Source organism: Streptomyces torulosus (genome assembly GCF_001419765.1).
GTDB lineage: Bacteria > Actinomycetota > Actinomycetes > Streptomycetales > Streptomycetaceae > Streptomyces > Streptomyces torulosus.
Window position 1 is genome coordinate 1 of the sequence record NZ_LIRK01000333.1, and the last position, 9,695, is coordinate 9,695.

General features: G+C 70.6%; 7 protein-coding genes. 1 reads left to right on the plus strand and 6 read right to left on the minus strand.

Going from position 1 to position 9,695, the window contains the following annotated elements:
• From AOK23_RS22990 to bldG, 6 genes are all read right to left on the minus strand, one after another.
• Nucleotides 1-1,106 (minus strand): serine/threonine-protein kinase (locus tag AOK23_RS22990; RefSeq protein ID WP_157878124.1); only part of this gene is annotated, 1,106 nt, incomplete at its 3' end.
• Nucleotides 1,107-1,350: 244 nt separating this feature from the next.
• Nucleotides 1,351-2,883 (minus strand): DUF7059 domain-containing protein, encoded by a 1,533-nt coding sequence (locus AOK23_RS22995; protein WP_055714568.1) that lies wholly within the window; start codon nt 2,881-2,883, stop codon nt 1,351-1,353.
• Between the two features lie 183 nt (nt 2,884-3,066).
• Complete coding sequence (locus tag AOK23_RS23000) at nt 3,067-3,654, minus strand: small secreted protein (protein WP_240496512.1); 588 nt, start codon at nt 3,652-3,654, stop codon at nt 3,067-3,069.
• A gap of 224 nt (nt 3,655-3,878) precedes the next feature.
• Complete coding sequence (locus AOK23_RS23005) at nt 3,879-6,284, minus strand: sodium-translocating pyrophosphatase (RefSeq protein ID WP_055714570.1); 2,406 nt, start codon at nt 6,282-6,284, stop codon at nt 3,879-3,881.
• A 303-nt stretch (nt 6,285-6,587) separates the two neighbouring features.
• Nucleotides 6,588-7,022 carry an ATP-binding protein gene (locus AOK23_RS23010; protein WP_055714571.1) on the minus strand — a complete coding sequence of 145 codons (435 nt, stop codon included), beginning with the start codon at nt 7,020-7,022 and terminating at the stop codon, nt 6,588-6,590.
• Between the two features lie 111 nt (nt 7,023-7,133).
• Nucleotides 7,134-7,475: an anti-sigma factor antagonist BldG gene (gene bldG, locus AOK23_RS23015; RefSeq protein WP_005475923.1), complete on the minus strand. Its 342-nt coding sequence runs from the start codon at nt 7,473-7,475 to the stop codon at nt 7,134-7,136.
• An 83-nt stretch (nt 7,476-7,558) separates the two neighbouring features.
• Here bldG and AOK23_RS23020 point away from each other — a divergent pair.
• Nucleotides 7,559-9,695 (plus strand): DEAD/DEAH box helicase (locus tag AOK23_RS23020; protein WP_079049636.1); only part of this gene is annotated, 2,137 nt, incomplete at its 3' end.

The window sequence follows — 9,695 nt, forward strand, 5'->3', positions numbered from 1 at the left end:
ACGCCCGGGGTGTGGGGGGTGTACGGCGTGTGGGGCGCGCCGGGTGTGTTCGGGGTGTTGCCGCCCTGGGCGGCGGCCACCTGGCCGGGCGGGGCGCCGACCGCGTAGCCGTGCGGGGTACCGGCGGTCGCGTGTCCGCCGGGTCGGCCCGGTCCACCGGCCGCGGCGGAGGCGGGGCCGAAGGCCTCCGGGGCCGACGACGGGGTGGCTCCCCAGCCGGCCGGCGACGACGGGCCGCCCGCGGCCGTGACCCGCTCCAGACCGCGGGCCACGGCCTCCGGCGACAGCCGCCGTACCGGGTCCTTGATGAGCAACCCGTGCAGCACGGGCGCCAGTTCACCGGCGCGGGCGGGCGGTGCGGGCTCCTCGCCCAGCAGGGCGGTGAGGGTCGCGTACTCGCCGTGCCGGTCGAAGGGGCCGCGGCCCTCGACGGCCGCGTACAGCGTGGCGCCGAGGGAGAACATGTCGGCGGCGGGCGTCGGCGGCTCGCCGCGCGCCCGCTCGGGCGCCAGATACCCGGGCGTGCCGAGGATGCCCGCGGTGGCGGTGAGCCGCGGCTCGCGGGACTCCGGCTGGAGCGCGATGCCGTAGTCGGTGAGCAGCACGCGCGCGTAGGGGTCGCCGGAGGCGTCGGCGGCCAGCAGGATGTTGGCCGGTTTCACATCGCGGTGGAGGATGCCGATCCGGTGCCCCGCGGTGAGCGCGTCGAGGACGGCGAGGCCGATCCGGGCGACCTGCTCGGGTGCGAGGGGCCCTCGCTGCCGGACGACGGCCTGGAGGTCGACGGCGTCCGGCACGTACTCCATGACGATCCACGGCAGGCCCTCGTGCAGCACCACGTCGTGGACCGTCGCCACATGGGGATGGCCGCGCAGACGCGCGGCGTGCCGGGCCTCGCTGCGGGCCCGGGCGATGCGCTGCGCGGGCTCGCTCGCGTCCATCGGGACGTCGGGCATGGAGATCTCCTTCATGGAGACCTCGCAGGCCAACTCCTCGTCGTACGCGAGCCAGACCCGGCCCATGCCGCCCGCGCCCAGCGTGCGCAGCAGGCGATAGCGGCCGTTGATGATCCTTCCCTGGCCCTGCTCCGGCGTATCCCCCGCCATCGCGATCCCCCGATCCCCCAGAGACAGCGCGTGCCTCCCCCGAGGACACGTCGAATCCGTCTCTTGAAAATAGCTTCGCACGCACCACCGACAGGAGACCTTTTACGGATCAATCCAGCCAGACCGGACACATGCGACCCAGGGGTACAGAGGCGCCCCATCCGTTACTCGAACAGGGCACCCGAACATGTCCTCGGCGGGCCGCCGGGCAGCCTCAGTGGGGCGGCTCGACGGAACCGCCGCCTCAAGGGGCCGGTTCGAGGAAGCCCTGCTCGACGAGGAGCCGGATCTGGACCGGCGTCCGGTCGCGCAGCGCCACCGGGTCCTCGCCCACGAGCTGGGCGATGGCGTCCAAAATCCGCCCCGCGCTGAGCGAGCCGTCGCACACACCGGCGAATCCGGCGCCGACCGTGTCCACCTTCGTGGCCCGGCGCATCCCGCGGTTCTGCCGCAGCACCACATGTTCGGGATCCTCGGCGCCGGGCAGTCCGACCTGCTCCTGGACGACCTCGGAGGCGAGGCGGAAGTGCGCGCCGAGGAGCGCGGCGTCGTCGGCGGCCCGCAGGTAGTCGACGCGCGCGAAGTGGGCCCGCACCGTCTCGCCGAGCGGCTGTTCGACCGGATGCGGCCATTCCTCGACGGTGATCGAGGGCTCGCCGTCGGCCGCGGCCGACTTGCGCAGCGTGATCCAGCCGAACCCGACGCCCTTGACCTTGCGGGCCTCGAACTCGTCCAGCCACGCGTCGTACCGGGCCTGGTACTCGGCCGCGTCACCGCGGTGGTCGCCCGCGTCCCGCAGCCACAGCTCCGCGTACTGCGTGACGTCCTGGACCTCCCGCTGCACGATCCACGCGTCGCAGCCACGCGGCACCCACGACCTGAGCCGCTCCTGCCACTCCTCCCCCGCAACGTGCTGCCAGTTGGCGAGGAACTGTGCGAACCCGCCCTCGTTGAGCCGCTCCCCGGCCCGCTGCACGAGGGTGCGGCAGAGATCGTCGCCGCCCATGCCGCCGTCGCGGTAGGTGAGCCGGGCGCCGGGCGAGATCACGAACGGCGGGTTGGACACGATGAGGTCGTACGTCTCGTCGTCCGCGAGCGGCTCGAAGAGCGAGCCCTGCCGCAGATCGGCCGCCGGTGCGCCGGAGAGCGCCAGCGTGAGCGCCGTGATGTGGAGCGCGCGCGGGTTCAGGTCGGTCGCCGTCACGCGGGTGGCGTGCTGGGCGGCGTGCAGCGCCTGGATGCCGGAGCCGGTCCCGAGGTCGAGCGCGGAGCCGACCGGCGTCCGCACGGTGATGCCGGCGAGGGTCGTGGACGCGCCGCCCACGCCCAGCACCACACCCTCGTCCTTGCAGCCGATGCCCCCGGCCCCGCCGACCGCGCACCCCAGGTCCGACACGATGAACCAGTCCTCGCCAGCGGGTCCGCCGTACGGCCGTACGTCGACGGTGGCGGCGATCTCGTCGGAGGAATCACCGACGGGAACCAGCCATCCACTCTCGACGCACGCGTCGACGGGCAGCGCCTCCTCCACGTGCGCGCGTGCCACCGGCTGCTGCAGCAGGAACAGCCGGACGAGCGCCTCCAGCGCCGACTCGCCGCGCGTGGCCCGCAACGCGGGGACCACTTCGCTCCGGGCGAGGGCCGCGTACGCGGAGGCACCGAGCAGTTCGAGCAGCCCGTCGGCGGTGAAGTCGGCGCCGATCAACGCCGCGCGCAACCGAGCGGCGACATCGGAACGGTCAACGGACGGCAAGGAGGGCAGCTTGGAGTCACTCACAGACGTCAGCGTAGCCGCGCCGGGCCGCCCCGCCCTCGGCCGTGCGGACCGCGGCCCGTCGCGCCGCCATCAGCCGTCCGGACCCATGGCCGGGCGCGCCGCCGTCAGCCGTGCGGGCCGCGGCCGGTCGTACCGCCCGGGCGTCCGTGTCCCCGTGCCGGGGTCGCCCGGACGCCGGTGGCGTCAGCTCTGGGTGGCCCCCGCCGACACCGAGACGGACGAGGTCGCGGACTTGCAGCTCGTCTGCTCGGCCATCGCCTGGCCCACCTCGCCCTTCTCCAGCTCCTTCAGGGCGTTGCTGCCGGTCTTGCTGAGCTTCTCCAGCTCCGTGGCGACGCCCTCCAGCCCGTCGGCGAACTTCGCCTGGTCCTTCGTGTTCAGCGCGTCGGACTTCTTCTTCAGCTCGGCGTACGCGGTGGACAGCTGGTTCAGCTCCGCGACCGCGGCCTTCTGCTTCTTCTCGCCGTCGTCGACGTTCGGCGCCCCGGCCTGCTGGATGGCCGTCGCCATGGCCTTGTAGGCGTCGGAGATGTCCTGGAAGCCCTGGGAGTCGGCCTTCTGGACGTCGGCCGGCGCGCTGTCGTCCGAGGTCTCCTTCTGGATCGAGGCGTTGGCCGCCGCGATCTTCTTGATCTGCGGCTGTACGTCGTCGCAGACCTGCTTGGCCCAGGAGTTCAGCTTGTCGTTCGTCTCGTCGCCGCTGCTGCACCCGGACAGCGCCAGTACCAGTACCGCACCGCCGGACAGTGCGGCCGCGAGCTTCTTGTTCACCGGATTGGTCCCTTCCGTGGCTCTCGGCCCCGGAACATACACGGAGGACGGGAACCACCTGTGTGCCGAGCCCCCTCTATCTATCATTTTGTAACCATTTGCACCAAGAGAGAGAAGGCTCACGGGCCAGCGCCGCACACAGCGGAGCGGGCGGACGGCACGTCAACACGCGCCGTCCGCCCGCCCTTTGAGCTGGGGTCTCGCCCCACCCGTCGTATGGCCGTCTACGAAACCACCGCGGGGTCCGCCGACTTGGCCAGCTGCTCGGAGTTGTCTTCGTCACCCACGGCGATCCCGCGCCGCTTGGAGACGTACACCGCGCCGACGATCACGGCGATCGAGAGGACGGCGATGGTGACCCGCAGCCCGACGCTCTTGTCGTCGCCGTAGCTGAACTGGACGACGGCGGGAGCGATGAGCAGCGCGACCAGGTTCATCACCTTCAGCAGCGGGTTGATCGCCGGACCCGCGGTGTCCTTGAAGGGGTCGCCGACGGTGTCGCCGATCACGGTCGCGGCGTGGGCCTCGCTGCCCTTGCCGCCGTGGTGGCCGTCCTCGACGAGCTTCTTGGCGTTGTCCCACGCGCCACCGGAGTTGGCGAGGAACACCGCCATCAGCGTCCCGGTGCCGATCGCGCCCGCGAGATACGCGCCCAGCGCGCCGACCCCGAGCGTGAACCCGATCGCGATGGGCGCCATGACGGCGAGCAGCCCGGGCGTGGCGAGTTCCCTGAGGGCGTCCTTGGTGCAGATGTCGACGACCCTGCCGTACTCCGGCTTCTCGCTGTAGTCCATGATCCCGGGGTGTTCGCGGAACTGCCGCCGGACCTCGTAGACCACCGCGCCCGCGGACCGCGAGACCGCGTTGATCGCCAACCCCGAGAAGAGGAAGACGACCGCGGCGCCCGCGATCAGCCCGACGAGGTTGTTGGGCTGCGAGATGTCCATCATCAGGTTCATGGGCGCGTCGGCACCCGAGACCTTCTCGCCCACGTCGTTCGCCGCGGTGAGGATCGCGTCCCGGTACGAGCCGAACAGCGCCGCCGCCGCGAGCACGGCCGTGGCGATGGCGATCCCCTTGGTGATGGCCTTGGTGGTGTTGCCGACGGCGTCCAGGTCGGTGAGCACCTGCGCGCCCGCGCCCTCGACGTCGCCGGACATCTCGGCGATGCCCTGCGCGTTGTCGGAGACGGGTCCGAAGGTGTCCATGGCGACGATGACGCCGACCGTGGTGAGCAGACCGGTGCCGGCGAGCGCCACCGCGAACAGTGCGAGCATGATCGACGTGCCGCCGAGCAGGAACGCCCCGTAGACGCCGAGGCCGATCAGTAGGGCGGTGTAGACGGCCGATTCCAGACCGACGGAGATACCGGCGAGGACGACGGTGGCCGGGCCGGTGAGCGAGCTCTTGCCGATGTCCCGCACGGGACGCCGGGTCGTCTCGGTGAAGTAGCCGGTCAACTGCTGGATCAGCGCGGCCAGCACGATACCGATGGCCACCGCGACGAGCGCGAGGATCCGCGGGTCGCCGCCCTTGTCGAGGATCGACTGGTCATCCACACCGTCCAGGCCGGCGTACGTCGACGGCAGATAGGCGTAGACGGCGAGCGCGACCAGGGCCAGCGAGATCGCCGCGGAGATGAAGAAGCCGCGGTTGATCGCGGACATACCGCTGCGGTCGGTCCGGCGTGGCGCCACCGCGAAGATGCCGACCATCGCGGTGAGGACGCCGATCGCGGGGACGATCAGCGGGAAGGCGAGTCCGGAGTCACCGAAGGCCGCCTTGCCGAGGATCAGCGCGGCGACGAGCGTCACGGCGTACGACTCGAAGAGGTCGGCCGCCATGCCCGCGCAGTCGCCGACGTTGTCGCCCACGTTGTCGGCGATGGTCGCGGCATTGCGCGGGTCGTCCTCCGGAATGCCCTGCTCGACCTTGCCGACCAGGTCGGCGCCGACGTCGGCGGCCTTGGTGAAGATGCCGCCGCCGACCCTCATGAACATGGCGATGAGGGCGGCACCCAGGCCGAAACCTTCCAGCACCTTCGGCGCGTCGGCCGCGTACACCAGCACCACACAGGAGGCGCCCAGCAGACCGAGCCCCACCGTGAACATGCCGACGACGCCGCCCGTGCGAAATGCGATCTTCATCGCCTTGTGCGAAACCGTGGTGAGATCCTTTTCCGGTTCACCTTCCGCCGGTGTCGCCTCCCGGGCCGCCGCCGCGACGCGCACATTGCTGCGCACGGCGAGCCACATGCCGATATAACCCGTGGCCGCCGAGAACGCCGCGCCGATCAAGAAGAACACCGATCGGCCGGCGCGCTGATTCCAGTCGTCCGCGGGCAGCAGCATGAGCAGGAAGAACACGACGACGGCGAAAACGCCGAGCGTGCGCAACTGTCGGGCCAGATAGGCGTTCGCGCCTTCCTGTACGGCAGCCGCGATCTTCTTCATGCTCTCGGTGCCCTCGCCCGCCGCGAGCACCTGGCGCACCAGGACTCCGGCGACGACGAGTGCGGCCAGCGCCACGACTCCGATCACCATGACGATGATCCGGTTGTCGTCGGTCAGCACTGCGGCTGCGAAGTTCGTGGGGTGGTCAAACCGCTGAGGGGTAGAAAGCCCCGCCATTCGTCCTCCTTGACGCTTGGGCTGAGCTCAAGATGTGGACGGATTCTAGGGAGCGGACCCTGATCAAAACAGTGCACGGGAAACGGAATTAGCCTTCGCATGCCCATCAGCAAATGATCCGCACCCGGCCACATTACTCGAAAGAAGTAACGCCTCAAAGACATTGACGCTTGATCAAATTATCGTGCCATTGATCGTGAATTACTTCACGAATTCCGGTGTCCCGATGAACGTTGATCAGAAGAAAAGGAAAGGGCCCTGCTCAGCAGGGCCCTTCGGGGTAATGCTTGAAGTTGCGAGGAGTCAGGTCAGCACCGCGGTGGGCGGCGTGGTCGGCCAGCTCATACGGATCAGTCCGCCGTTCTCCCCGGCGCTGACCTCCATGTCGTCGACGAGGCCGCTGATGACCGCGAGACCCATGTCGTCCTCCTCGCTGTCCACCTCCGCCTCGCCCGCCGCACCCGACGCCTTGTCGCCGGGGACGGTGTGGGGTGCCTCGTCGCCGACCTCGATGGAGAACTGCTTCTCCTCCTCGATCAGCGACACATGCACCGGCGCCGAGACGCCGCTGCTGCGGTGCAGCCCCACGGCACGGGTGCACGCCTCGCCGACGGCCAACCTGACCTCGTCGAGGACGGCCTCGTCCACTCCGGCCCTGCGCGCCACCGCGGCCGCCACCAGTCGGGCGGTACGGACGTGCTCGGGCAGCGCGCTGAAGCGGAGTTCAACGGTGGCCATGCATCCCCCTCGGAACTACGGGCGTGCGGTCGAAGGGCCGGGCCCTCGGGCCCGGTCCCCTCACTTGACTTGTCTGTGGCGCTTCCGGGCACCGGGCCCGGACGGGCGTCATCAGTCGGTGGCCGCAACCGCTTCGTCGACCGAGGTGTGAATGGGGAACACCTTGGTCAGACCGGTGATGCGGAAGATCTTCAAAATGCGCTCCTGGTTGCAGACCAGGCGCAGCGAGCCCTCGTGGGCCCGTACTCGCTTCAGGCCGCCCACCAGCACGCCGAGCCCGGTGGAGTCGAGGAAGTCGACGCCCTCCATGTCGACGACGAGGTGGAAACTCCCGTCGTTGACCAGCTCGACCAGCTGCTCACGCAGCTTGGGCGCGGTATAAACGTCGATTTCGCCACCGACCTCGACGACCGTACGATCGCCGACGGTACGGGTCGACAGGGACAGGTCCACGGATCCTCCAGCACCTTGCTATCGAGCGTTCGCCCCTCGGGACACCTCGGCTTGAAAGCCCCCGGGACGGTTCGCCAGCCGCGATGGCATTCAATCACTTACCGGCAGGCGTGCACGACGCCTTGGCTCCATTGTCCGTCACGCCGGTGACACACTCGGTGCCGATGGCCAAGAATCACCGATCCGATCGATCCTCGACGGACACCGCACCCAGCCCCTCGCCGGGCGAGGTCCTGGACCGGCTCGCCTCGGGCCCGAGCCGGGCTTCGCGCATCACTCATACGGAGCATGTGCCCCCACGTGCGGGTCGCCATGCCGTCTGGCCGGACCGGATCCGCGCCGAGGTCATCGCCGCCGTCCAGCGCGCCGGAATCGAACATCCCTGGGCCCACCAGGCACGGGTCGCCGAGCACGCCCTCGACGGCGAGTCGGTGGTCGTCGCCACCGGCACCGCCTCCGGCAAGTCCCTGGCCTACCTCGTGCCGGTGCTGTCGCGGCTGCTGGACGGCTCCGAGGCCCCCAACGGCCGCGGGGCCACCACGCTCTATCTGGCCCCCACCAAGGCACTCGCGGCGGACCAGTGCCGGTCGGTGAAGGAACTTTCACATCCTCTGGGCAATGCCGTACGCCCAGCCGTGTACGACGGCGACACCCCCGTCGAGGAACGCGAGTGGATCCGCCAGTACGCCAACTACGTCCTCACCAACCCCGACATGCTCCATCTGGGCATCCTCCCGTCCCACCCCCGCTGGTCCTCCTTCCTGCGCGCCCTCAAGTACGTCGTGATCGACGAGTGCCACACCTACCGCGGTGTCTTCGGCTCCCACGTGGCCCAGGTGCTGCGCCGCCTGCGCCGTCTGTGCGCCCGCTACGGCGCCGAGCCCGTCTTCCTGCTGGCCTCCGCCACCGCCGCCGAGCCCTCCGTCGCCGCCGGCCGCCTCACCGGCGTCCGGGTGACCGAGGTCGCCGACGACGCTTCGCCCCGCGGTGAACTGGTGTTCGCCCTGTGGGAGCCCCCGCTCACCGAGTTCCAGGGCGAGAAGGGCGCCCCCGTACGGCGTACCGCGACCGCCGAGACGGCCGACCTGCTGACGGACCTCACCGTCCAGGGCATCCGCTCGGTGGCCTTCGTACGCTCCCGGCGTGGCGCGGAGCTGATCTCCGTGATCGCCCAGGAACGCCTCGCCGAGGTCGACCGCTCCCTGGCCCGGCGCGTGGCCGCCTACCGCGGCGGCTACCTCCCCGAGGAACGCCGCGCCCTGGAACGTGCCCTCCACTCCGGCGAGCTCCTCGGCCTCGCCGCCACCACCGCCCTCGAACTCGGCGTCGACATCTCCGGCCTCGACGCCGTCCTCATCGCCGGCTACCCGGGCACCCGCGCCTCCCTGTGGCAGCAGGCGGGCCGCGCCGGACGCTCCGGCCAGGGCGCCCTCGCCGTCCTCGTGGCCCGCGACGACCCGCTGGACACGTTTTTGGTCCACCATCCCGAGGCCCTGTTCGACCAACCGGTGGAGTCGACCGTCCTCGACCCCGACAACCCGTACGTCCTCGCCCCCCACCTGTGCGCGGCCGCCGCCGAGCTGCCACTGACGGAGGAGGACTTCGCGCTGTTCGGCCCCGCCTGCGAGGAGCTGCTGCCGCAGCTGGAGGCCGCGCAGCTGCTGCGCCGCCGCACCAAGGCCTGGCACTGGACCCGCCGGGAACGGGCCGCCGACCTCGCCGACATCCGGGGCCAGGGCGGCCGCCCCGTCCAGGTCGTCGAGGCCGCCACCGGCCGCCTCCTCGGCACGGTCGACGCGGGCGCCGCCCACACCACCGTCCACGAGGGCGCGGTCCATCTGCACCAAGGCCGTACCTACCTGGTGCGCGAACTGGACCTGGACGACTCCGTCGCCCTCGTCGAGCAGGCCGAGCCGCCCTACTCGACGGTCGCCCGCGACACGACCTCCATCTCCGTCCTGGAGACGGACACCGAGATCCCCTGGGGCGACGGCCGGCTCTGCTACGGCTCCGTCGAGGTCACCAACCAGGTCGTCTCCTTCCTGCGCCGCCGGCTCATCACCGGCGAGGTCCTCGGCGAGTCCAAACTCGATCTCCCTCCTCGTACGCTGCGTACCCGTGCCGTCTGGTGGACCGTCACCGAGGACCAGCTCGACGCGGCCCGCATCAATCCCGAGATCCTCGGCGGCGTGCAGGGCACCGCCGAGGAGCTCGGGATTG

Coding starts and splice junctions, on each gene's coding strand:
- AOK23_RS23010 (WP_055714571.1), bottom strand. CDS start 7,022: ATGGCCACCGTTGAACTCCGCTTCAGCGCGCTGCCCGAGCACGTCCGT.
- AOK23_RS23005 (WP_055714570.1), bottom strand. CDS start 6,284: ATGGCGGGGCTTTCTACCCCTCAGCGGTTTGACCACCCCACGAACTTC.